Source organism: Sphingomonas flavida (assembly GCF_036663655.1).
In the GTDB taxonomy this organism is placed as follows: Bacteria; Pseudomonadota; Alphaproteobacteria; order Sphingomonadales; family Sphingomonadaceae; genus Sphingomonas.
On record NZ_JAXOJH010000004.1, the window covers coordinates 172,632 to 193,141 of the forward strand.

At 66.8% G+C, this 20,510-nt stretch carries 26 protein-coding genes; 17 read left to right on the forward strand and 9 right to left on the reverse strand.

Translation table 11 applies throughout. The features are described 5' to 3' along the window. Positions 1–52: 52 nt before the first annotated feature. Complete coding sequence (gene dnaK / locus U1703_RS06480) at positions 53–1,951, reverse strand: molecular chaperone DnaK (RefSeq protein ID WP_332785052.1); 1,899 nt, start codon at positions 1,949–1,951, stop codon at positions 53–55. Positions 1,952–2,163: 212 nt separating this feature from the next. Here dnaK and U1703_RS06485 point away from each other — a divergent pair, with 212 nt between their 5' ends. From U1703_RS06485 to U1703_RS06500, 4 genes are all read left to right on the forward strand, one after another. Continuing rightward, the gene (locus U1703_RS06485) at positions 2,164–2,568 is read left to right on the forward strand and encodes a copper chaperone PCu(A)C (protein WP_332785053.1); all 405 of its coding nucleotides are present in this window, start codon (positions 2,164–2,166) and stop codon (positions 2,566–2,568) included. An 11-nt stretch (positions 2,569–2,579) separates the two neighbouring features. After that, positions 2,580–3,038 (forward strand): vgr related protein, encoded by a 459-nt coding sequence (locus U1703_RS06490; protein ID WP_332785054.1) that lies wholly within the window; start codon positions 2,580–2,582, stop codon positions 3,036–3,038. Between the two features lie 141 nt (positions 3,039–3,179). After that, the gene (locus U1703_RS06495) at positions 3,180–3,950 is read left to right on the forward strand and encodes a flagellin N-terminal helical domain-containing protein (protein WP_332785055.1); all 771 of its coding nucleotides are present in this window, start codon (positions 3,180–3,182) and stop codon (positions 3,948–3,950) included. 102 nt (positions 3,951–4,052) lie between these two features. Next, complete coding sequence (locus tag U1703_RS06500; RefSeq protein WP_332785056.1) at positions 4,053–4,706, forward strand: flagellin; 654 nt, start codon at positions 4,053–4,055, stop codon at positions 4,704–4,706. Between the two features lie 51 nt (positions 4,707–4,757). Here the strand turns inward: U1703_RS06500 and grpE are convergent, their stop codons facing one another. Beyond that, positions 4,758–5,300: a nucleotide exchange factor GrpE gene (grpE, locus tag U1703_RS06505; protein WP_320453398.1), complete on the reverse strand. Its 543-nt coding sequence runs from the start codon at positions 5,298–5,300 to the stop codon at positions 4,758–4,760. A gap of 12 nt (positions 5,301–5,312) precedes the next feature. Continuing rightward, positions 5,313–6,353 (reverse strand): heat-inducible transcriptional repressor HrcA, encoded by a 1,041-nt coding sequence (gene hrcA, locus U1703_RS06510; RefSeq protein WP_332785057.1) that lies wholly within the window; start codon positions 6,351–6,353, stop codon positions 5,313–5,315. A 292-nt stretch (positions 6,354–6,645) separates the two neighbouring features. On the opposite strand from hrcA, the gene rph reads away from it, so the two are divergent. Next, the gene (rph, locus tag U1703_RS06515; protein WP_320453396.1) at positions 6,646–7,362 is read left to right on the forward strand and encodes a ribonuclease PH; all 717 of its coding nucleotides are present in this window, start codon (positions 6,646–6,648) and stop codon (positions 7,360–7,362) included. Then, positions 7,359–7,985 carry an RdgB/HAM1 family non-canonical purine NTP pyrophosphatase gene (gene rdgB, locus U1703_RS06520; RefSeq protein ID WP_320453395.1) on the forward strand — a complete coding sequence of 209 codons (627 nt, stop codon included), beginning with the start codon at positions 7,359–7,361 and terminating at the stop codon, positions 7,983–7,985. Before rph ends, rdgB begins: the two co-directional genes overlap by 4 nt. A 138-nt stretch (positions 7,986–8,123) precedes the next feature. On the opposite strand, the gene U1703_RS06525 is transcribed toward rdgB, so the two are convergent. Continuing rightward, positions 8,124–8,510: a hypothetical protein gene (locus U1703_RS06525; protein WP_332785058.1), complete on the reverse strand. Its 387-nt coding sequence runs from the start codon at positions 8,508–8,510 to the stop codon at positions 8,124–8,126. Between the two features lie 32 nt (positions 8,511–8,542). Next, positions 8,543–9,160, reverse strand: a complete 618-nt coding sequence (locus U1703_RS06530) for a CAP domain-containing protein (protein ID WP_332785059.1) — start codon at positions 9,158–9,160, stop codon at positions 8,543–8,545. Here U1703_RS06530 and hemW point away from each other — a divergent pair. Beyond that, a complete protein-coding gene (gene hemW / locus U1703_RS06535) occupies positions 9,159–10,313 on the forward strand; it encodes a radical SAM family heme chaperone HemW (protein ID WP_332785060.1) in 1,155 nt (384 codons plus the stop codon). The genes U1703_RS06530 and hemW overlap by 2 nt on opposite strands. A gap of 257 nt (positions 10,314–10,570) precedes the next feature. Here hemW and U1703_RS06540 read toward each other — a convergent pair whose 3' ends face one another. Beyond that, complete coding sequence (locus tag U1703_RS06540) at positions 10,571–11,803, reverse strand: penicillin-binding protein activator (protein WP_332785061.1); 1,233 nt, start codon at positions 11,801–11,803, stop codon at positions 10,571–10,573. Between U1703_RS06540 and rsmI the strand changes: the two genes are divergently transcribed. The 8 genes from rsmI (at position 11,802) to gmk (ending at position 16,618) form a co-directional block, all read left to right on the forward strand. After that, positions 11,802–12,686 carry a 16S rRNA (cytidine(1402)-2'-O)-methyltransferase gene (rsmI, locus tag U1703_RS06545; protein WP_332785062.1) on the forward strand — a complete coding sequence of 295 codons (885 nt, stop codon included), beginning with the start codon at positions 11,802–11,804 and terminating at the stop codon, positions 12,684–12,686. The two genes, U1703_RS06540 and rsmI, sit on opposite strands and share 2 nt — an antisense overlap. Before the next feature lie 48 nt (positions 12,687–12,734). Next, on the forward strand, positions 12,735–13,103 hold the full coding sequence (locus U1703_RS06550; protein WP_332785063.1) for an STAS/SEC14 domain-containing protein: 369 nt from the start codon (positions 12,735–12,737) through the stop codon (positions 13,101–13,103). Between the two features lie 348 nt (positions 13,104–13,451). Then, positions 13,452–13,853 carry a hypothetical protein gene (locus tag U1703_RS06555; RefSeq protein WP_332785139.1) on the forward strand — a complete coding sequence of 134 codons (402 nt, stop codon included), beginning with the start codon at positions 13,452–13,454 and terminating at the stop codon, positions 13,851–13,853. Between the two features lie 3 nt (positions 13,854–13,856). Beyond that, positions 13,857–14,219, forward strand: a complete 363-nt coding sequence (locus tag U1703_RS06560) for a YraN family protein (protein ID WP_332785064.1) — start codon at positions 13,857–13,859, stop codon at positions 14,217–14,219. A gap of 62 nt (positions 14,220–14,281) precedes the next feature. Continuing rightward, a complete protein-coding gene (gene gshB / locus U1703_RS06565) occupies positions 14,282–15,256 on the forward strand; it encodes a glutathione synthase (protein ID WP_332785065.1) in 975 nt (324 codons plus the stop codon). A gap of 206 nt (positions 15,257–15,462) precedes the next feature. Next, positions 15,463–15,672 (forward strand): hypothetical protein, encoded by a 210-nt coding sequence (locus tag U1703_RS06570; RefSeq protein WP_332785066.1) that lies wholly within the window; start codon positions 15,463–15,465, stop codon positions 15,670–15,672. Continuing rightward, a complete protein-coding gene (locus U1703_RS06575) occupies positions 15,669–15,878 on the forward strand; it encodes a hypothetical protein (RefSeq protein ID WP_332785067.1) in 210 nt (69 codons plus the stop codon). The genes U1703_RS06570 and U1703_RS06575 overlap by 4 nt, the downstream gene beginning before the upstream one ends. Before the next feature lie 80 nt (positions 15,879–15,958). Then, complete coding sequence (gmk, locus tag U1703_RS06580) at positions 15,959–16,618, forward strand: guanylate kinase (RefSeq protein WP_332785068.1); 660 nt, start codon at positions 15,959–15,961, stop codon at positions 16,616–16,618. Between the two features lie 185 nt (positions 16,619–16,803). On the opposite strand, the gene U1703_RS06585 is transcribed toward gmk, so the two are convergent. From U1703_RS06585 to U1703_RS06595, 3 genes are read right to left on the reverse strand one after another with little or no spacing between them, the layout of a single operon-like run. After that, the gene (locus U1703_RS06585; RefSeq protein WP_332785069.1) at positions 16,804–17,487 is read right to left on the reverse strand and encodes an ATP12 family chaperone protein; all 684 of its coding nucleotides are present in this window, start codon (positions 17,485–17,487) and stop codon (positions 16,804–16,806) included. After that, positions 17,484–17,702 (reverse strand): hypothetical protein, encoded by a 219-nt coding sequence (locus tag U1703_RS06590; RefSeq protein WP_332785070.1) that lies wholly within the window; start codon positions 17,700–17,702, stop codon positions 17,484–17,486. Before U1703_RS06590 ends, U1703_RS06585 begins: the two co-directional genes overlap by 4 nt. Beyond that, positions 17,699–18,364, reverse strand: coding sequence for an HAD-IA family hydrolase (locus tag U1703_RS06595; RefSeq protein WP_332785071.1), 666 nt, complete (start codon positions 18,362–18,364; stop codon positions 17,699–17,701). Before U1703_RS06595 ends, U1703_RS06590 begins: the two co-directional genes overlap by 4 nt. A 166-nt stretch (positions 18,365–18,530) precedes the next feature. On the opposite strand from U1703_RS06595, the gene U1703_RS06600 reads away from it, so the two are divergent. Together U1703_RS06600 and fumC are read left to right on the forward strand one after the other, a co-directional pair. Continuing rightward, positions 18,531–18,935 carry a glycine zipper 2TM domain-containing protein gene (locus U1703_RS06600; RefSeq protein ID WP_332785072.1) on the forward strand — a complete coding sequence of 135 codons (405 nt, stop codon included), beginning with the start codon at positions 18,531–18,533 and terminating at the stop codon, positions 18,933–18,935. A 109-nt stretch (positions 18,936–19,044) separates the two neighbouring features. Continuing rightward, positions 19,045–20,436, forward strand: a complete 1,392-nt coding sequence (gene fumC / locus U1703_RS06605; RefSeq protein WP_332785073.1) for a class II fumarate hydratase — start codon at positions 19,045–19,047, stop codon at positions 20,434–20,436. The last annotated feature ends 74 nt before the right edge of the window (positions 20,437–20,510 follow it).

The window sequence follows — 20,510 nt, forward strand, 5'->3', positions numbered from 1 at the left end:
GCAATAACAGCCAGGGGCCCGGCCCACCCGAAGGCGGACCGGGCCGATGGTCTTACTTGGTGTCGTCGACTTCCGAGAATTCGGCGTCGACCACATCGTCCTGCTTGGCCTGACCAGCGTCGGCAGCGGGCGAGGCTTCGGCCTGCTGCTGCTTTTCATAGATGGCCTGGCCCATCTTCATCGCGACCTGAGCGAGGGCCTGCGCCTTCTCGTTCATGGTGTCGGGGTTGCCACCCTCGACCGCCGTCTTGGTCTCGGCGATCGCCGCCTCGATCTCCGACTTCAGCGACGCGTCGATCTTGTCGCCATTGTCGGCCAGCTGGCGCTCGGTCGTGTGGATCAGCGACTCGGCATTGTTCTTCGCCTCCGCCTCGGCGCGACGCTTCTTGTCGTCCTCGGCGAACTTCTCGGCGTCACGCACCATCTGGTCGATGTCGTTGTCCGACAGACCACCCGATGCCTGGATACGGATCTGCTGCTCCTTGCCGGTGCCCTTGTCCTTGGCCGAGACGTTGACGATGCCGTTGGCGTCGATGTCGAACGTGACCTCGATCTGCGGCACGCCGCGCGGCGCGGGCGGGATGCCGACCAGGTCGAACTGGCCCAGCATCTTGTTGTCCTGCGCCATTTCGCGCTCGCCCTGGAAGACCCGGATCGTCACCGCGTTCTGGTTGTCGTCGGCGGTCGAATAGACCTGGCTCTTCTTGGTCGGGATCGTCGTGTTGCGGTCGATCATCTTGGTCATGATGCCGCCCAGCGTCTCGATCCCCAGCGACAGCGGAGTCACGTCGAGCAGCAGCACGTCCTTGACGTCGCCCTGCAGCACGCCCGCCTGGATCGCCGCACCCATGGCGACGACTTCGTCCGGATTGACGCCGGTGTGCGGGTCCTTGCCGAAGAAGTTCTTCACGACTTCACGGACGCGCGGCATGCGGGTCATGCCGCCCACCAGCACCACGTCGGCGATCTCGTCGGCCTTCATGCCCGCATCGGCCAGCGCCTTCTTGCAGGGCTCCAGCGTGCGCTGGATCAGGTCCTCGACCAGACGCTCCAGATCGGCGCGGGTGATCGTCTTGACCAGATGCTTCGGGCCGTTCTGGTCGGCGGTGATGAAGGGCAGGTTCACTTCGGTCGACTGGGCCGAGGACAGCTCGATCTTCGCCTTTTCGGCCGCCTCCTTCAGACGCTGGAGCGCCAGCTTATCCTTGGCAAGGTCGATACCCTCGTCCTTCTGGAAGCCCGACGCCAGGAACTCGACGATCTTGTTGTCGAAGTCCTCGCCGCCCAGGAAGGTGTCGCCGTTGGTCGCCTTCACCTCGAACACGCCGTCGCCGATCTCGAGGATCGAGATGTCGAACGTGCCGCCGCCAAGGTCATAGACCGCGATCGTCTTGCCGTCCTGCTTCTCCAGGCCGTACGCCAGCGCCGCCGCCGTCGGCTCGTTGATGATGCGCAGCACTTCGAGGCCCGCGATCTGGCCGGCGTCCTTGGTCGCCTGGCGCTGTGCGTCGTTGAAGTACGCAGGCACGGTGATGACCGCCTGGGTCACCGTCTCGCCCAGGTACGATTCGGCGGTTTCCTTCATCTTCTGCAGCGTGAAGGCGCTGATCTGCGACGGGCTGTAATCCTTGCCGCCCGCATTGACCCACGCGTCGCCGTTCGGTCCGCGCGCGATCGAATACGGAACCAGCTCGGTGTCCTTCTTGGTGACGGGGTCGTCGAAGCGACGGCCGATCAGGCGCTTCACCGCGAAGATGGTGTTGTCGGGGTTCGTCACCGCCTGGCGCTTGGCCGGCTGGCCGATCAGGCGCTCGCCGTCCTTGGCGAAGGCGACGATCGACGGCGTGGTGCGCGCGCCTTCCGCGTTTTCGATGACCTTGGGCTTGCCGCCCTCCATGACAGCGACGCAGCTGTTGGTGGTGCCGAGGTCGATGCCGATCACTTTTGCCATAAGTCTCTAAATGCCCCTCAAGAACATAGTCTGGAAGTCAGATGCCGGGGCCCGTCGGCCCCGAAAGCGGCAACCGAAAACCCCGTTCACGAAGCCGGATATAGGTGGGCGATTTGTTGCCGCAAGATTGGATGGAACCTAGGGTCGCCTCAGGATTTGCCGAAACGGGAGGGTTTGCCATGCGGCTAGCGTTTTTTTGGGGGCTTTTGCCCATGTCGGCCGCGGCCCTGCTGGGCGGGTGCCAATCCCAGCCCAAGCTGGAAAGCGACAATGGCTGGGTCCGCCTGCCCGCCGTGGCGGGACGCCCCGCGGCCGCCTATTTCACCATCAAGGGCGGCGCCAGGCCGGTCAGCCTGATCGACGTCAGCAGCGACGTCGCGATCGGCAGCGAGATGCACGAAGGCGGCATGGCCATGAAAAAGGTCGATGCGGTTCCCATCCCGGCGGGAGCCACCGTCACCTTTCAGCCGGGCGGGCGGCATGTGATGTTCTACAACATGAATCCGGGCGTGAAGCCCGGACGCATCCTGTCGTTGCTGCTCACCTTCTCGGACGGCACGCGCCTGCGCCAGGGGGCACGGGTGATCGCGGCGGGCGATCCCGCGCCGGAAAGCTGATCGCCGCCGCCATGACCAAACGCCCCCTCACCCCGGCCGAAGAAGCCCTGTCGCGCAGCGTCTTCGGCGATGCGATCGATTACGCGAAGGTCCGCCTGTCGCCGACCAAATGGATCTTCTTCCAGCCGCGCGACACGGTGATGGCGCCGACCGGCTGCATTCATTTCCACCCCGATGGCGGGTTGTGGCGGGAGGATTTCGGCGCCTGCCCGCTCCACGAACAGGGGCTGTTCATCCACGAGATGGTCCATATCTGGCAGCATCAGCAGGGCATCTTCCTGCCGCTGAAGCGCCATCCCTTCTGCCGCTACGGCTATGCGCTGAAGCCGGGCCAGGGTTTCCGCCGCTATGGCCTGGAGCAGCAGGCCGAGATCGTGCGCCATGCCTTTCTGCTGGCCCATGGCGCACGGGTCGCGGGCGCGCCGCCGAAAGCCCAATATGACAGCCTGATCCCTTTTCCAGGCCCCTGATATCCGGGAAAAACCCGGCCGGAATTTCCCCGGATTGCAGCACCTTGGTTAACGCCGTCATCACCATGCCCTCACGCGCGGGACGCGTGCGGGTTGGGCCCTCACGCGCAAGGCGCGTGCGAGTTGGGGATGCGAAGAGCGATGACGGTCATCAACACCAACGGTGCGGCGCTGCGGGCGTTGGCGGCGTCACAGCGGGCCAACACCTCGATCAGCGACGTCATGGCCCGACTGTCGAGCGGCCAGCGGATCACCTCCGCCAAGGATGATGCCGCCGGGATGGCCATCGGCAATTCGATGACCGCACAGATCATGGGCATGGCCCAGGGCGTGCGCAACACGATGGACGGCATCTCGATGGTCCAGACCGCCGACGGCTTTCTCGCGGAGACGACCAACATCCTCCAGCGCCTGCGCGAACTGACCATCCAGTCGCGATCGGACACGTACGGGCCGAAGGACCGGCTGGCGATCCAGACCGAGATGTCCGCGCTGTCGAGCCATATCGACGCCACGCTCAAGAACGCCTCGTTCAACGGCATCTCGCTGTTCCGGACCCAGGCGCCGGTCTATGATGACCAGGGCCAGGTGATCGACAATGCCGTGCGGCTCGATATCCAGGGGGGGCCGGGTGCGGCCAATACCGTTCCCCTGGTCATCAATCCCGTGTCGACCGAGTTCGATCGCGACAAGACCGCCAAGACCTGGGACTATCCACTGCTCCACGCCTCGCGCGATCCGGGGCCGGGCTATGAGGTCAGCATCTTCCTGACCCGTCCCGCCACGGCGGCGGGGACCGAAACCCATCTGGTGACGTTCGATGACTATATGGCGAAGGGCAAGATCGCCGGGCGCGAGATCACCCGCGACGATATCGGCACCACCGTGACCCAACAGATCGGCGACCAGTGACACGACCCCGACGGCGCGGCGAAGCAGTTTCCCTTCCTGCTGACGTCGCCATCGACCACCATCTCCCCCACCAATTTTCACGCCATCACGGTCTGGGATTTCATGGCCAAGGCCAAGGTCGCCGGGCGAGCGGTCACATGGGACGATATCGGCACGACGGTGTCGCAGAATTATGGCGATCAATGGTTCGATCCGACCCGCGTGGACAATAACGACAGCCGTTATCTGTCGTTCGAATCCGCCACGATCCCGCCGAAATCGCATGTCGTGACGATGCAGGACTTCATGGCGGGTGGCGATTTCAACGGTCGTCCCATCCAGCGAGAGGATATCGGCACGACCGTCCTGAACCTCAGCGGGGCGCGGTGGTACGATCCGGAAAAGGGCGGCTATTTCTCGCAGCAGAGCACGGCGGAATATGCCGAGCGGCGGCACTTCACGATGGCCGAGGAGCTGAACGTCACCAACCGCTACCGAATTGACAACACCCTGACGCGCATCGACGCGTTGCTCGGTACGGTCAGTGAGGTGCGGGCGCAGATGGGTGCCAGCGCGACACGGCTGCAATCGGCGGCCAATGATCTGGGCAATGCCTCGACGAACCTGTCGGAAGCGCGGTCGCGCATCACCGACACCGATTTTTCGCAGGAGTCGGTCAATCTGGCGCGCGAACAGATCCTGTCGCAATCGGCGATCGCCATGCTGGCCCAGGCACAGCAAAGCCAGAAGGACGTGCTGAAGCTGCTCAACCAGTAAAAAAGGGCGGCCCATCGGACCGCCCTTCGTGTTTTGCCGTCGAACGCCCGATCAGTCGGGCTTCTTCGCCACCGCGACCAGCGCGGGGCGGAGCAGTCGGTCCTTGATCATATAGCCCGCCTGCATTTCCTGGACGATCGTGCCCGGCTCTTGGTCGGAGGGCATTTCGATCATCGCCTGGTGCTTGTTGGGGTCGAGCGCCTGGCCCATCGCCTCGATCTTGGTGATGCCGTGACGACCCAGCACGCTGTCCATCTCGCGACCCGTGGCGTCCAGGCCGGTCACCAGGCCCTTCCACTTGTCGTCGGTGCGCAGATCGGCCGGGATCGCCGCCAGCGCGCGCTGGAGATTGTCGGCGACCGACAGGACGTCGCGCGCGAACGACGTCGCGGCATAGTTGCGTGCGTCGACCGCTTCCTTCTCGGCGCGGCGGCGGACATTCTGGTTCTCGGCCTGGGCATAGAGATATTGCTGCTTGGCCTCGGCCAGCTGGTTCTCCAGCTCGGCCACTCGGTCCTGCACCGCCACTTCCGGCGCGGCCTCTGCCGTCTCTTCGCGCAGGTCCTGGGTCTCGTTGGTCGTATTGTCGCTCATCATAATCCCTGTTCAGCCCATCATGCGGGCGAGCGTTGCCGCCGTGAAATCCACCATGGGCACGACGCGGGCATAGTTCAACCGCGTCGGCCCGATTACGCCGACCACACCGACCACCTGGCCGTCAAGGCCACGAAACGGTCGCGCGATCACCGACGATCCGGACAGCGCGAACAGCTTGTTCTCCGCGCCGATAAAGATTCGCGTCGAATCCCCGGCCCGCGCCGAGTCGAGCAGGTGCGCCACCTCCTGCTTGCCCTCCAGATCGTCGAGCAGGTCGCGGACCCGCTCCAGGTCCGCGGCGGCGGCGGCATCGATCAACCGCCCCTGCCCGCGCACGATCAGGATCGGACGCCGCTCGCCATCCTCGCTCCACACCGCCAGCCCCTGTTCGACCAGCGCCCGCGCCGCGCCGTCCAGCGCCGCGCGCCCCGCCGCCAGCTCACGCTCCAGCCGCTCGCGCGCCTGGGCCAGCGTCAGCCCGGAGAGCGTCGCGGACAGATAATTGCCCGCCTCGATCAGCGCCGAGCCGGTCATGCCCGGCGGCAATTCCAGCACCCGGTTCTCGACCGCCCCGTCCTCCGCGACCAGCACGGCCAGCGCTTGGCTCGGCGAGAGCGGCACGAAGCCGATCGAGCGCAGCTTCATCTCGCGCTTGGGCACCATCACCAGTCCCGCGCACGCCGACAGGCCCGACAGCACCGCCGTCGTCGCCGCCAGCGCCTCCTCGACCGGGCCGGTGCGCGCCGCCCGCGCCTCGATCGCGGCGCGTTCCTGCGCACTGGGCTCCATGGCGTGCATCATGCCGTCGACGAACAGCCGCAATCCGACATCGGTCGGCATCCGCCCCGCACTGGTATGCGGCGCCGCCAGAAGTCCACGCTCCTCCAGTTCCTGGAGGACGTTGCGGATCGAGGCAGGCGACAGGTTGATCCCCGACAGCGCGATCGTCTTCGACCCCACGGGCTGGCCGCTGGTCAGATAGCTGTCGACCACCACGCGAAAGATATTGCGCGCCCGGTCGGTCAACTCGGTGATCGGTGGGGTGGCCATGACGCGAATGTAGGGTTGCCAGCCCGCCCGCTCAAGCGATCGGAAGACACTCTTCTCTCTGCGTCCTCTGCGCCTCTGCGCGCAAAAGGAAAGATTGGTTCACGCGGAGGCGCGGAGACGCGGAGGAAGAACCAAACAATCTCCGCGGCTCCGCGTCTCCGCGTGAGAAAATTTCGCGCAAAGGCGCAGAGGACGCAGAGAAGAAGGTCGTCGTCTTCCGATCGCCGCCGTCCTCTCTGGCGCATCGCGCGGGGGGCGGTTAGGGCAGTCGCCAAGGAACAAGGAGAAGACTATGCGCCCGTCCGGCCGGATGCCCGACCAGATGCGTCCCATCACCATCACGCCGAACTTCACCCGCCACGCCGAAGGTTCGGTGCTGATCGGGTTCGGCGATACCAAGGTGCTCGTCACCGCCAGCGTCGAAGAGCGCGTGCCCCCCTTCCTGCGCGGCAAGGGCGAAGGCTGGGTGACCGCCGAATATGGCATGCTCCCCCGCGCCACCCATACCCGCGGCAGCCGCGAAGCCGCCAAGGGCAAGCAGTCGGGCCGCACACAGGAAATCCAGCGGCTGATCGGCCGTTCCCTGCGCGCCGTCTGCGACCTGAAGGCGCTGGGCGAGCGTCAGATCACGATCGACTGCGACGTGATCCAGGCCGATGGCGGCACCCGCACCGCCGCGATTTCGGGCGCGTGGGTCGCGCTGCGCATGGCGGTCAACAAGCTGATGGCCGAGGGCAAGCTGACCAGCGACCCGATCCGCAACAAGGTGGCGGCCGTCTCGTGCGGCATCCATAAGGGCACGCCCGTCCTCGACCTCGACTATATCGAGGATTCGGCCGCCGACGCGGATGCGAACTTCGTCCTGATCGAGAACGGCCACATCGCCGAGGTCCAGGCGACCGCCGAGAACGCGACCTATGACGAGGAAGCGCTGCTCCGCCTGCTCCGTCTGGCGCGCATGGGCTGCACCGAGATCTTCGCCGCGCAAGAGCAAGCGATCCGCGCATGAGCGGCGAAGGCAATGGCCGCCAGGCGATCCGCAAACTGACGCCCGGCAAGCTGGTGCTGGCCAGCCACAACAAGGGCAAGATCGTCGAGTTTCGCGAACTCCTGGCACCTTACGGTATGGAGGTGATCGCGGCGGGCGACCTCGACCTGCCCGAGCCCGAGGAAACCGGTACGACCTTCGTGGCGAATGCCGAGCTAAAGGCGCTGGCCGCCGCCGACCTGTCCGGCCTGCCCGCCCTGTCCGACGATAGCGGCCTGTGCGTCGAGGCGCTGGGCGGCGATCCGGGGCTGTTCTCGGCACGCTGGGCGGGGCCGGAAAAGGACTTCGCCATGGCGATGCGCGCGGTCGAGGATCGGCTGAACGAGGAGCCGGACATGAGCCGCGCGGCGCACTTCGTCTGCGCACTCGCGGTCGGCTGGCCCGATGGCCATGTCGAATGGTTCGAGGGGCGCGTCGACGGCACGATCGTCTGGCCGCCGCGCGGGGACAAGGGCCATGGCTACGACCCGATCTTCCAGCCGATCGGTGGGACCGAAACCTTCGCCGAGATGGACCAGGACGAAAAGAACCGCATCAGCCACCGCGCCGACGCATTCGGACAGATGGTGAAGGCGGTATTCTAAAAACATCCTCCCCGCTTCGGGGAGGTGGCAGGCCGAAGGCCTGACGGAGGGGGGCTTCCGCGAGGTGAACCCTTTGCAGTGATCCCCCTCCACCAGCCTGCGGCTGGTCTCCCTCCCCGTTCCGGGGAGGGAGAGATTCTACCGCTTGGCCAGCCGCTTCTGGTTGGCCGTGACCGTCCGGTGCACCGGCGTCATCGCCTGGACCGGCATCGACGCGCCGATCAGCATCGCACGTGCCATCGATTCCCAGACGTCGAGCATCCCGCCCCGCGGATCGCGACGCGACAACTTCGACAGTGCGGCCTGGTCGCGATTCCAGACCCTGGCCGACTGGTCGAACGCCTTGACCTTCTCGCTGACCATCAGCGTCATCTCGGCCGCCGACGAGGTGCCGGTCGCCATCGCCGCCATCCGGGTCGCCATCACGCTCTGCGCACTCATCATCGCCTCACCCGCCATCACCGCGAAACGGGCGGGTGCGGTCCAGAAGGCGAGCCATGCCATCGGGTCATACGGATTCGCCATGTGCGTCACACCTTTCGTCCGTCCCGGCGAATTCAGAAAGCCCGCTCGCCAAAGACGTTACCCGTGGGGCTATAGCGGCAAACGAGGAAGTCGTCGCGCCTGTTGCTGGCCATCGCGCAGCCGACCGCCGTGCTGCGCGCCCAGACGATCTGACTATAATGGCCGACATCGCCGAACTTGCCGGTCCGGCTGGACTGCGGCACGGGCAGGTTCGTGAACAGCCGCCGCTCGGCCAGCCAATGGCCCATCATCTCGTCGTAACGATACGCGCCGCGCGTGCCCGTCCACAAATTCTCACCCTGCCGCGTCGGCCCCTGCGGTTGCTGCGCATGTTCGAACCGGCCGGTCCGCGCCATTTCCCGCGCATAGGTCAGCGCGCTGGCGGCCAGCCCCTCGTCCCACCGCAACGGTGCCTGCCCCAGCGCTGCGCGCGCGCCGCGATGACCGTCCATCATCGCCTGGCGCAGCAGGCCGACGCCGCGCGGCGCCGCCACGCCCGAGGCCATTTCCTCGACGACGCGCGGAGGCTGCTCCTCGGCGCGGACCGCCTCCGACGCCCCAAGGAGCCCGCACGCCGCGAGCAGGGCGGGCAGGCAAAGCGATAAGAGATGGCGAAGCGTGCGCATCACGGCCATATCGGAGTACATCATGTCCTCCGCAATATCACCGACCGCCGCGCCCCTCGCCCTTTACGTCCATTGGCCCTTCTGCGTTTCCAAATGCCCCTATTGCGACTTCAACAGCCATGTCCGCGAGTCGGTGGACCAGGCCGCCTGGGCCGACGCGCTGCTCGCCGATCTGGCGCATGAAGCCACGATGCTGCCCGGACGGCGGCTGACGTCGATCTTCTTCGGTGGCGGCACCCCCTCGCTGATGCCGCCGTCCACGGTGGCGGCGATCCTGGACGCGGCCGAGCGCCACTGGGGCTTTGCCGAGGGGATCGAGATCACGCTGGAGGCCAATCCCTCTTCGGTCGAGGCGGCCCGCTTCGCCGACCTGGCAGCCGCCGGGGTCAACCGGGCTTCGCTGGGCGTGCAGGCGCTCGATGACGAGGCCCTGCATTTCCTGGGCCGCGCGCACGGTGTCGACGAGGCGCTGCGCGCGCTGCAGACGGCGCAAAGCGTGTTCGGCCGCGTCAGCTTCGACCTGATCTACGCCCGCCCCGGCCAGCCACTGGCGGATTGGGAGGCGGAACTGACCCGCGCGATCGGCTATGGCACCGAGCATCTGTCGCTCTACCAGCTGACCATCGAGCCGGGCACCCGCTTCCATACCGAGGCGGCCGCCGGGCGGCTGGTCATCCCGGACGGCGACGCCGCCGCCGACCTGTTCGAGACGACGCGGGCCATCACCGCCGCGGCCGGCCTGCCCGCCTATGAGACGTCGAACCACGCCCGGCCCGGCGCGGAGAGCCGCCACAACCTGACCTATTGGCGCTACGGCGACTATGCCGGGATCGGCCCCGGCGCACATGGCCGCCGTCAGGGCACGGCGACCGTCCGGCGCAAGAAGCCCGAAAACTGGATGGCCGCGGTGGATCGCAACGGCCATGGCATCGAGGCGGAGGAAACCCTCGCCCCCGTCACCCGCGCGACCGAGGCGCTGGTAATGGGCCTGCGCCTGACGGAGGGCGTCGAGATGGCGCGCATCACTGCGCTGGCGGAGGGACGCATCATGGTGGACGCCGACGCGCTCGCCCGTCTGTCGCGACAAGGCCTTGTCCGTCAGGACACCGACCGCCTGATCGTGACCGATGCAGGAGCCCTGCTTCTCGACGCGATCCTGCGCGATCTGGTGATCTGACCGGCGGGGCGACGTGTTATTGGTCGCCGCCTCGCCATCGCCGATATCGACAGATCAAGGAACATCCCGGTCGATATTCGACCGCCACATTGCGCTTGTCCGTCGTCCACGTCCTGAACCTGTCGATCCCGGACAACTTCGCAACGACCGACACGAAGAGCGCTAAAAGTCGGTCGGCCCGGACGTCCCTCAACTCGGGCCGGGATGCTTCGTCATCCCGGCCTGTTTTTTACCTGCCAGATTCGAATAGACCGCGCTCAGCCGTCGAAGCCGGCTGGCGCCGGGCTGACGGTCACGGCGGTGCCGTCGCGGATTTCCTGCACCTCGAGCGCGCGCTCGGCCACGCCGTCGCGGCCGAAGCGGAACGCACCGTCGATCCCTGAGAAACCGTCCGACGCGCGCAGTCGCGCTTCCGGGAAGGGTGCGTTCATCCGCCAGTCGCGCGCGATACGCACGGTCAGCAGCACCGAGTCGTAGCCTAGGCTCGACAGCCGATAAGGCGCCGCCCTGAACCGGGCACGATATTTGGTGGCATATTGGCGGTAGAGATTGTTCGAGACGCTGGCGAACCAGGCCCCGTTGAGCGGCGCGCGCGCGGCGATGCCGGATTCGGAATTCCACAATTCGGTGCCCAGCAGCCGGGTCCGTGCGCCCGCCCCGCGCTTCAGGATGGGGGCCGCCGCCGCCGCCGTCGCGCCACCATCGGCGATCAGCACGGCATCATAAGGAGCCTTGGCGGTCAGGCGCTGCGCCGCCGAGGCAATGCCGCCCGCCACCCGGCCATAGGGCTGGAGCGAGACGACCTGCCCCCCTGCCCCTTCGACCGCGCGCAGGAAGGCGGTCGACGCCCGCTCGCCATACAGGCCGTTGGGCACCAGACCCGCAAAGGTCGTGACGCCGCGCCCGCGTGCATAATCGACGACCCGCTCGATCGACTGGGCCGGGGTATAGCCCATCAGGTAGGTGCCATTGCCCGCCACGCCGATATCGTTGGAAAAGCTGATGACCGGTACCCGCGCGGCGCGTGCGACGGGGGCGACCCCGCGGACATCCTCGGACAGCAGCGGTCCGAGGATCAGTTGCGCACCTTCCGCGATCGCCTTCTGCGCCGCCGCCGCCGCACCGGACGTTGTGTCGTAATTGGTGATTCGGATCGTGTCGGCCTGCGCGTCGAGCAGCGCCAGCATCGTGGCATTGGCGATCGACTGGCCGACCCCGGCATTGCTGCCCGACAGCGGCACGAGCAGCGCGACGCGGTGGCGGGCGGTATCGCGCGGCAGGCCTGCCTCGACATCGCGCGAGGGACGCGGCGTGGCGGGGCTGGGCCCGGTCGGCTGCGGCTCGACGGGTCCGCGCGGGACGATCGTCTGACACGCACCCAGGAACAGCGTGGCGGCCAGCGCCAGGCTGCGCCCCAGAGGCTGCAGCCGGATTTTGGGAGCGCCCGAATCTGCGGCCCCCGGTTGTACGAACAGCCTTGCCTCTGTCATGACGATCCCCGTGACCCAAACCGAACACACTCTCGAACCCGGCCTGTACATCGTCGCGACCCCGATCGGCAATCTCGGCGATCTGTCGCCGCGGGCGGCCAACATATTGACGAACGCCGATCTCATCGCCGTCGAGGACAGCCGGGTGACCGCCGGACTGCTCCGCCACATCGGCATCAAGCGGCCCATGCAGCCCTATCACGATCATAATGCCGAGCATGTCCGCCCCGGCCTGATCGCGCGCATGGCCAGCCAGGCGGTGGCGCTGGTGTCGGATGCAGGGACGCCGCTGATCTCCGACCCTGGTTACAAGCTGGTGCGCGATGCCCGCGCGGCGGGGCACATGGTGGTGACGATCCCGGGCCCGTGCGCCGCCATTGCCGCGCTGACGCTGGCGGGGCTGCCCACCGACCGCTTCCTGTTCGCCGGTTTCCTGCCCTCCAAGGAAAAGGCCCGCGCCGACGCCATCGCCGAGATCGCGTCGATCCGCGCCACCCTGGTCCTTTATGAATCAGGCCCCCGCCTGGCCGCGACGCTGACCGCGCTGGCGCAAGGGCTGGGCGACCGCGAGGCGGCGGTGACCCGCGAGATCACCAAGAAGTTCGAAGAGGCCGTGACCGGCACGCTCTCCACCCTCGCCGCCCGCTATGCCGAGGGCGGGCCGAAGGGCGAGATCGCGATCGTCGTCGCGCCGCCGGGCGAAGCGCCGCCCGCCACCGAACAGGACGCCGACGCCGCGCTGGCGGAAGCGCTGACCCGCCTGCCCGTCGGCCGCGCGGCGAGCGAGGTTGCCAAGGCGCTGGGGCTCGACCGCAAGACGCTCTACACTCGCGCGCTGGCCATGAAGGACGGCAAGTCCGACGATCAGGCAACGCGGCGTTAGCGATTTCTCAAGGCTTCCCGGTCCAGGATGGGACTGGGGAGCCGCATCTTGTACGCCTTTGAATTCCGTCACGACATCAACCTGCTCGATATCCAGTGGACCGGCTTGTTCACGCCCGAGATCGCGACACGCTATGCCCGCGAACTGATCGATGCGTTCCGGCGCAGCGGCTTTCGGCCCGGTTATCGCCTGCGCATCGACATGAACGCGACGACGGTTCAGCCCAAGGATGCGATCATGACGGTCCACCAGGCCCTCCAAGGCTTCCCCCGCGCCAGCCGCATCGCGATGGTCAACCGCAGCGCGATCGGGCGGCAACAGATCCGACGCCTGATGACCCAACCCTATCTGCGGGTCTTCGACAATGCCGAGGACAGCCTGGCCTGGCTGACCGCGCCGGAGGAAATGGCAGCCTGATCGACATGGCCTCGGCGTCAATCGCCGATTATCAGCCAACAATGAACGCCCCCCCCTAATTCAGACGTCGGTTCGCCCCCATCGTATAGGAAGGCGTCAAGCCGCACCTTCGGTCCTGACGATAAGTGGCCATCAACCAACCTGGCGCCCTTCCCGATTTCGACTTGTCGGCGGGATAGTCCGGTAGCAAGCCTATCGGATGCAACGCTTCCGCTTCAGCCATAGTGCCGATGGTCATCGCAATGCTGAACCCATCGACACTATGGTCAGCGTCATCCCGGCATGACGCCTCGTCCTGAGCCTGGTCATGCACCGTCCGCCGCCGAGGTCGCGCATGATCTCCTGTCTGTGTTGTGGGGCGACGAGGTGCCGACAATCGAGGCCCTGGCCCAGGCGCTCGATCGACTGCTGGCTCGGTCGCATGACGTCCCGATGGCGGACTGCGCGGACGAAGACCACGATCCCCCGCCCGTCGATGGCGCGGCGCTGTATCGTGACGTGGCCCAGCGTTTCCCAGATTTGGGCCTGTACCGTGTCACAGATCCGCTGGCCTCGATCGACGAGGCGTTGATGATGGCGGATGCGATCGACGATTTGGCCGACATCACCCGCGATCTGCGCCAAGTCGTGTGGCACGCTACAAATTTAGGCGCGGACGATGCCGCATGGTCGTTCCGTCTGCTGTTCCCCCATTGGGGTCGACATGCGCGCGAACTTGCCCTTTATCTGCACGCCAGATGCTGGGGATGACGGATGCGCAATAGCGTGCAGCGGCGTGCTGCCGAAGCCGCAGGCCGACGTGGCGAGCGTCTCGCCGCCTGGTGGTTGCGCCTCAAGGGCTGGTCCATCCTCGACCGCCGCGTGCGGACGCCCGCTGGCGAGGTCGACCTGATCGCGCGGCGCGGGTCGCTGGTCGCGTTTGTCGAGGTGAAGACGCGCAAGACCGCCGCCGAGCTCGACTTCGCGATCGACGAACGGCGGCTGGCGCGGGTGGCGGCGGCGGCCGAGGTGTTGATGCCGAGCTATGCCGGGCCGGGCGACGATATCCGGGTCGACGTCATCCTGCTCGCGCCGGGCACGCGGCCGCGTCACATCGAAAACGCATGGTGCGGGTGACAGCGGCCGGGGGAGCGATTACCTGCCGTGGCCAAGCCCCGTCCGAACGAAGGAACACCCCCATGTCCGAGCTGCTGTCCAAGCCGCTGACCGTCGCCGTCCAGATGGACCCGATGGACCAGATCAACATCGCCGGGGACTCGACATTCGCGCTGATGCTTTCGGCGCAGGCACGCGGGCATAGGCTGTTCCATTACGATGCGGGAGACCTCAACTGGTCGGGCGGGCATCTGTGGGTCCGGGCCCATCCCGTCACCGTACAGCGCGTCGCGGGCAACCATTACCGCTTTGGCGAACCGGTGAAGCTGGATCTGGGCGACGAGGCCGATGTCGTGCTGATGCGGCAGGACCCGCCCTTCGACCTGGGCTATATCACCGCCACCCATCTGCTGGAGCGGGTCGGCGAGAAGACTCTGGTCGTCAACAATCCGCGTAGCGTGCGCAACGCGCCGGAAAAGGTCTTCGTCCTCGACTATCCGCAGTTCATGCCGCCGACTTTGGTCACCCGCTCGCTGGACGAGGCGCGCGCGTTTCTGGCGCAGCATGGCGAGATCGTCATCAAGCCGCTGCACGGCAATGGCGGCAAGGCGATCTTCAAGGTCGGCCGCGACGGCGCGAACCTGTCGGCACTCATCGAGGTGTTCAACACCGCCTATCGCGAGCCGCATATGGTCCAGGCCTTCCTGCCCGCCGTGGCCAAGGGCGACAAGCGCATCGTCCTGATCGACGGCGAGGTCGCCGGTGCGATCAACCGCCTGCCCGGCGAGGGCGAGATCCGCTCCAACCTGGCGGTCGGCGGATCGGCGGCAAAGACCGAGCTGACGGAGCGCGAGCGCGAGATCTGCGCGGTGCTGGGGCCGGAGTTGAAGCGGCGCGGGCTGTTGTTCGTCGGCATCGACGTGATCGGCGGCGAATGGCTGACCGAAATCAACGTCACCTCCCCCACCGGCATCGTCGCGATCGAAAAGTTCGACGGCACCGATGTGGCGGGCCTGATCTGGGACGCGATCGAAGCCAGGGTCGCGGCCAAGGGCTGAACATATTCTTCCCCACGCTATGCTTGGGGAGGGGGACCTCCGCGAAGCGGTGGTGGAGGGGCATTGCCGCACAGGACTTCCTATCCGGCACGCCCCCTCCGTCAGGGCTTCGCCCTGCCACCTCCCCGTGCCGGGGAGGATATGATCGACGGAACCCATCGCCCCTCCCGTGCTTTTCCTGCCCTGAGCAACGAAGGGCATAGGCAATGGGTGCAACGACCATCGGCGCCATGGTGGGCGCCGCCATCGACGGCATGTCGGGCGAAGACGGTGTCGCCGACGGCGCGATCATCGGCGCGGTGACCGCCAATGTCCTGAAAGTCGTGCTACCGCTGGCCATCACCTATGCGGTGGGCTGGGCGGTGTTGCGCGGCGCGGGCGAGATCAAGAACAAGCTATTCGGAGAGACAGCATGATCGGACGTATCATTGGCGCGCTCGTCGGGCGCGAAGTCGGCCGCCGCGACGGCAATAACGGCCTGAAGGGCGCGGCGCTGGGTGCGCTGGCCGTCGGCGGCATGCGCCGCCTGGGTCCGCTCGGCCTGCTGCTCGGCGGCGGCTATGCGGCCAAGAAGGCCTATGACCGTCGCAAGGCGGGCAAGGTCACGGGTGACCGCTTCTAAACATCGCCTCTCGGCCAGCTTATGTCGCAGCGCGTCAAGCATCTCTTGACGCGCTGCGACTGCGTGCGTCAAAGGCAGACATGCCCAACTCGCACGCCCACCCCGACGATCTCCACAAGCTGAAGCGCCGCGGCATGTTGTTCGTGCTGTCCTCGCCCTCGGGCGCGGGCAAGTCGACGATCGCGCGCAAGCTGCTGGCCGATGATGACGGCCTGCAAATGTCGGTGTCGGCCACGACGCGCGGCATCCGGCCGGGCGAGGTGGACGGCAAGGACTATCATTTCGTCGGTCTCGAGGAATTTCGCCGCATGGTGGCGAATGACGAGTTCCTCGAATGGGCGCATGTCTTCGACAACCGCTACGGCACCCCGCGCGCGCAGGTCGAGGCGATGCTGGCGGCGGGCAAGGACGTGCTGTTCGACATCGATTGGCAAGGCGCGCAGCAGCTGTTCCAGATCGCGGGCGGCGACGTGGTCCGCGTGTTCATCTTCCCGCCCTCGATGGAAGAACTGCGCCAGCGCCTCGAGCGCCGCGCGACCGATACGGTCGCGGTGATCGACGCCCGCATGGCACGCGCGACCAACGAGGTCAGCCACTGGGACGGCTATGACTATGTCCTGGTCAATGACGATGTCGAGCAGTGCTTCCAGGGGGTGAAGACCATCCTGCAGGCCGAACGCCTGAAGCGCTCGCGCCAGACCGGGCTGATCGGGTTCATCCGCAAGCTGACGACGAAGTAACGGCATCGTTCCGGGCGGACGCTGTCCCGTGCGCTTCGATTTCGCTCCGTGCGAACGGAGGAGTGGATCGGTGAAGACGCATACCAAGTGAGCCGCCCCACTCCTGACTGATTCACCCCCAAGTCCGTTCAGGCGGAACGAAGTCGAAGCCCATGCCGGATACCGGCCTTCGACGCATCCCCGGTTTACTCGAGCGCGCCCAGGAACCGGACCGCCGCGTCGAACTCGCGCCGCTTCGCCTCGCGCGCCTCGATGGCGAGATAATCCTCGCCCCATATCTCGGCCTGGAAATCCTCGTCGACATGCGCCGCGATCCAGATCGCGTCCGCATCCGCCGCGCCCCCCAGCAGCCCAAGCGCCAGCACCAGCGAGCCGGTGATCGTCACCACCGGCGACAGCGCCGCGAGCCGGAACGGGTCGAGCGCCGCCACCGCCTGCGCCAGTCGCTCGACGGTGGCGGGCGGCTGCGCTTGATGTATGATGCCGGTCACCAGCGTGAAATGCACGTCATAGCGATCGCGCGCCCAGTCGAGCAGCGGGTTCCACACCGCATCCTGCCGCTCTACCAGTTCGGGCGGTGAATCGGCGCGGTAGCAGAGCAGATCGCTTTCGGCATAACGCGCCAGCCCGGTGGCGAAGGGCGCGGGATCGGCGGCGATCCGGTCGATCGCGGCGTTGGCGAGGCCGGTCAGCGGCATGGCGCGCGGGTCCACGGTCTCGGTCACGTCGCGCCATTCCCCGGCCACCGCCTCGGCCAGCGCGGGCGTCGGCAGGGCCAGCGGCACGCGGCCGGGCGTGCGCACCGGCTTGTCGTCCAGCCGCACGACACGTTCGGCATCGACGGTCACGTCGGTCCAGAACCGCCTCATTCGCCGCCACTCCGCCAGCGATGCGCCAGCCCGGCCGGTACGATCGCGATCATGCCGAGCGCGGAGAAGATGATCGCCACCCCCAACGCCTTGTGCGGCCAGGTGACCCCGCGCGAGGCGAGCACCACGCCGAACAGCGCACCCGCCACGCCGACCAGGCGGACGGCCATGATGATGAACCAGTGGCGCCGTGCCGTGCGGTCGCCGCCGGTCATGCGCGCACCAGCAGGGCGGGCAGGTCCGCCACCTCTTGCGCGACGACGTCGGCGCCCGCGTTCACCAGATCGTGCACGTCATGATATCCCCATGCGACGCCGACCGCGAACGCGCCCGCCGCCTTGCCCATCGCCATGTCGAAGCTGGTATCGCCGATCATCGCCACATCGCCCGCCGCGACCCCCGCCTCCGCCATCGCCGCGAGGACCATCGACGGATCGGGCTTGGAGGGATGCCGGTCGGCGGTCTGCAAGGTGACGAAGTGATGCGTCAGCCCATGTTCGGCCAGCACCCGTGCCAGCCCGCGATCGGACTTGCCCGTCGCCACGCCCATCAGCCAGCCCTCGCCCGCCAGATGGTCGAGCAGCGCGGGGATCCCCTCGAACAGCGGCTCGGGCTCCATCGCGCCCGCCGTGCGCAGGCGAAAGAAGGCGGCCTTGTAATCCGCCGCCAGCCGGTGGTGCGCGGCGTCGGTCGCATCGGGGGCCAGCACGCGCATCGCCTCGACCAGGCTGAGGCCGACGATCCGGCGAATCGCCGCGGCGGGTGGCGGGGTCAGGTCGGACAGCTGAAAGGCTTCGACCGCTGCGAGGCAGATATTGGCCTGGCTGTCGACCAGGGTGCCGTCGCAATCGAACAGGGCAAGGCGCGGGCGCGTCATCGCCCCCTCCTATCGGCAAGGGCGTGGCGGGGGAAGCATGACGTTTCGCATGAACAACAGCTAACAAGCGCATTCAGCATTGGAACATCGCGAATCGGGCAAAAGCTCTTCAACGACGACGGGAATCATCCCGCCGCCGCCGGTTTGAAGATCAAGGGAGATTGTGATGTTCAAAAAGCTCTCGCTCGCTGCCGCCGCCCTTGCCATCGGCGCCACGGCCATGGTTCCGAACACTGCCTCGGCACAGCGCTATTACGATCGTGGCTATGGCGACAGCCGCGCGTACGGCGATGCCTATGCAGATGGCTACAACCGTGGCCCGCGTTACGATCGCGGTTACCGTGGTGATCGCGGCTATTACGACCAGCGCGGCTATGCCTATCGCGGTCCCCAGCGCTGCAACAGCGGCACCACGGGCACCATCGTCGGCGCGATCGCAGGTGGCCTGCTCGGCCGCACGATCGACACGCGGGGCGACCGTACGCTCGGCACGATCCTGGGCGGTGGCGCAGGTGCCCTGGCCGGCAACGCGATCGAAAAGTCGAACAACCCCGGCTATTGCCGCCGCTAACGGGATGGGGCCGCAAGTCCCCTCCCCTGGCTTCAAAACCCCGTCGACCTTGGTCGGCGGGGTTTTTGTTCGTACGGAACCCATCGCGCGCCGGTGAGTCCCTCACTCCATGACCCAGACCCGCACCGAAACCGATTCGATCGGCCCGATCGAGGTTCCCGCCAGCGCCTATTGGGGCGCCCAGACCGAGCGCAGCCTCGAGAATTTTCCGTTCGGCGCGCGCGAGCAGATGCCGATCGGCATCGTCCATGCGCTGGCCATCGTGAAAAAGGCCGCCGCGCGGATCAATCGCGGCCACGGCCTCTCCGGCGAAAAGGCCGACGCCATCGAAGCGGCGGCACAGGAGGTGATCGACGGACGACATGACGACCAGTTCCCGCTCGTCATCTGGCAGACGGGCTCTGGCACCCAGTCCAACATGAACGCCAATGAGGTGATCGCTGGTCGCGCGAACGAGATGTTGACCGGCACGCGTGGCGGCAAGTCGCCGGTTCACCCCAATGACGATGTGAATCGCGGCCAGTCGTCGAACGACACCTTCCCGACGGCGCTCCATGTCGCCGCCGCGCTGGCGGTGACGAAGCAGCTGTTTCCGGCGCTCGACCGCCTCCACGCCGCGCTGGATGCAAAGGCGAAGGCGTGGGATGACATCGTCAAGATCGGGCGCACCCATTTGCAGGATGCGACCCCGCTGACCCTGGGTCAGGAGTTCTCCGGCTATGTCCAGCAACTGGCCAATGCCCGCGACCGGATCGAGGGGACGCTTCACCGCAATATCCTGCCGCTGGCGCAGGGCGGTACGGCCGTCGGCACCGGACTGAACGCGCCCAACGGTTTTGCCGAGGCGATCGCGGCGGAAATCGCCGAGGCCACCGGTATCGACTTCGCGACCGCGCCCAACAAGTTCGAGGCGCTGGCCAGCAATGACGGGCTGGTCGACCTGCACGGGACCCTGAACGTGCTGGCGGTGGCGCTGACCAAGATCGCCAACGACATCCGGCTGCTGGGCTCTGGGCCGCGCTCCGGCTTGGGCGAGCTGGAACTACCCGCCAACGAGCCGGGCAGCTCGATCATGCCGGGCAAGGTCAACCCCACCCAGTGCGAGATGCTGACCATGGTCGCCGCGCAGGTGATCGGCAACAACGCCGCCGTCACGGTCGGCGGTCTGCAGGGGCATCTGGAGCTGAACGTCTTCAAGCCGCTGATCGGGGCGAATGTCTTGCGGTCGGTACATCTGCTGGCGGTCGGCATGGAGAGCTTCGCCGAGCGGACGGTCGAGGGGATGACGGTCAATCGCGACCGGATCACCGATCTGCTCGACCGGTCGCTGATGCTGGTGACCGCGCTGGCGCCCGAGATCGGCTATGACAATGCCGCCAAGATCGCCAAGCACGCGCACCAGAAGGGGCAGACGTTGAAGGAAGCGGGACTGGAACTGGGGCTGGTCGACGAGGCGACCTTCGACCGGGTGGTGCGGCCGGAATTGATGCTGGGGCGGTGAGGTTTGGGGCGGAGCCTTCGACTTCGGAGCTTTGCGCCGAAGTTTATCCTGAGCGGAGCGTGGGGGTAGTCTTC

Coding starts and splice junctions, on each gene's coding strand:
- dnaK (WP_332785052.1), bottom strand. CDS start 1,951: ATGGCAAAAGTGATCGGCATCGACCTCGGCACCACCAACAGCTGCGTC.
- U1703_RS06560 (WP_332785064.1), top strand. CDS start 13,857: ATGCGCAATAGCGTGCAGCGGCGTGCTGCCGAAGCCGCAGGCCGACGT.
- fumC (WP_332785073.1), top strand. CDS start 19,045: ATGACCCAGACCCGCACCGAAACCGATTCGATCGGCCCGATCGAGGTT.
- hrcA (WP_332785057.1), bottom strand. CDS start 6,353: ATGGCCACCCCACCGATCACCGAGTTGACCGACCGGGCGCGCAATATC.
- hemW (WP_332785060.1), top strand. CDS start 9,159: ATGTCCTCCGCAATATCACCGACCGCCGCGCCCCTCGCCCTTTACGTC.
- U1703_RS06485 (WP_332785053.1), top strand. CDS start 2,164: ATGTCGGCCGCGGCCCTGCTGGGCGGGTGCCAATCCCAGCCCAAGCTG.
- rph (WP_320453396.1), top strand. CDS start 6,646: ATGCGCCCGTCCGGCCGGATGCCCGACCAGATGCGTCCCATCACCATC.
- U1703_RS06530 (WP_332785059.1), bottom strand. CDS start 9,160: ATGATGTACTCCGATATGGCCGTGATGCGCACGCTTCGCCATCTCTTA.
- U1703_RS06595 (WP_332785071.1), bottom strand. CDS start 18,364: ATGACGCGCCCGCGCCTTGCCCTGTTCGATTGCGACGGCACCCTGGTC.
- U1703_RS06590 (WP_332785070.1), bottom strand. CDS start 17,702: ATGACCGGCGGCGACCGCACGGCACGGCGCCACTGGTTCATCATCATG.
- U1703_RS06495 (WP_332785055.1), top strand. CDS start 3,180: ATGACGGTCATCAACACCAACGGTGCGGCGCTGCGGGCGTTGGCGGCG.
- U1703_RS06500 (WP_332785056.1), top strand. CDS start 4,053: ATGGCCAAGGCCAAGGTCGCCGGGCGAGCGGTCACATGGGACGATATC.
- grpE (WP_320453398.1), bottom strand. CDS start 5,300: ATGAGCGACAATACGACCAACGAGACCCAGGACCTGCGCGAAGAGACG.
- U1703_RS06575 (WP_332785067.1), top strand. CDS start 15,669: ATGATCGGACGTATCATTGGCGCGCTCGTCGGGCGCGAAGTCGGCCGC.
- gshB (WP_332785065.1), top strand. CDS start 14,282: ATGTCCGAGCTGCTGTCCAAGCCGCTGACCGTCGCCGTCCAGATGGAC.
- rsmI (WP_332785062.1), top strand. CDS start 11,802: ATGACGATCCCCGTGACCCAAACCGAACACACTCTCGAACCCGGCCTG.
- U1703_RS06540 (WP_332785061.1), bottom strand. CDS start 11,803: ATGACAGAGGCAAGGCTGTTCGTACAACCGGGGGCCGCAGATTCGGGC.
- rdgB (WP_320453395.1), top strand. CDS start 7,359: ATGAGCGGCGAAGGCAATGGCCGCCAGGCGATCCGCAAACTGACGCCC.
- U1703_RS06525 (WP_332785058.1), bottom strand. CDS start 8,510: ATGGCGAATCCGTATGACCCGATGGCATGGCTCGCCTTCTGGACCGCA.
- gmk (WP_332785068.1), top strand. CDS start 15,959: ATGCCCAACTCGCACGCCCACCCCGACGATCTCCACAAGCTGAAGCGC.
- U1703_RS06570 (WP_332785066.1), top strand. CDS start 15,463: ATGGGTGCAACGACCATCGGCGCCATGGTGGGCGCCGCCATCGACGGC.
- U1703_RS06600 (WP_332785072.1), top strand. CDS start 18,531: ATGTTCAAAAAGCTCTCGCTCGCTGCCGCCGCCCTTGCCATCGGCGCC.
- U1703_RS06490 (WP_332785054.1), top strand. CDS start 2,580: ATGACCAAACGCCCCCTCACCCCGGCCGAAGAAGCCCTGTCGCGCAGC.
- U1703_RS06585 (WP_332785069.1), bottom strand. CDS start 17,487: ATGAGGCGGTTCTGGACCGACGTGACCGTCGATGCCGAACGTGTCGTG.